A 463-nucleotide genomic window follows, 5' to 3' on the forward strand; every position below is an offset into this window, starting at 1 on the left:
TCCACAAGGGCATCCGCTCCTGGGCGCGGATCCTCGCGGCGCTGGCATGAAGGGGAGAAGTGGCGCGGTTGACGGGGCTCGAACCCGCGACCCCCGGCGTGACAGGCCGGTACTCTAACCGACTGAGCTACAACCGCGCGTGAGGGGCCTTCTACGGAGGCCCCCCGGGAGCGTCAAGCGGCGTCGAGCGGCCCCCGAGCGTTTCCGTCAGGGCAGAGGGATGAACTCGCGGTCGTCCCCCGGCGGCAGGTGAAAGCGCCCGTTCTCCCAGTCTCCGCTGCGCCACGCCTCCTTGGCGGCCTCGATGCGCTCCTTCGAGGAGGCCACGAAGTTCCACCAGATGTGGCGTGGCCCGTCCATCGTGGCGCCACCCAGGAGGACCAGCCGCGCGCCCTGCGCGCCCGCCCGGAGCGACACCGCATCGCCGGGCCGGAACACCAGCATCCGGCCGGCCTCGTGCGTC

Annotated in this window: 1 protein-coding gene and 1 tRNA gene; both read right to left on the reverse strand. The window is 71.9% G+C overall.

What is annotated here, in order from left to right:
• Nucleotides 1–60 precede the first annotated feature (60 nt).
• Nucleotides 61–137: transfer RNA gene (locus tag I6F37_RS39195), tRNA-Asp, on the reverse strand.
• A 70-nt stretch (nucleotides 138–207) separates the two neighbouring features.
• On the reverse strand, nucleotides 208–463 hold a 256-nt coding region (locus tag I6F37_RS39200), incomplete at its 5' end, for a pirin-like C-terminal cupin domain-containing protein (RefSeq protein WP_276573803.1).

Origin of the sequence: Bradyrhizobium sp. NBAIM08 (genome assembly GCF_020193935.1) — a bacterium.
GTDB lineage: Bacteria > Pseudomonadota > Alphaproteobacteria > Rhizobiales > Xanthobacteraceae > Bradyrhizobium > Bradyrhizobium yuanmingense.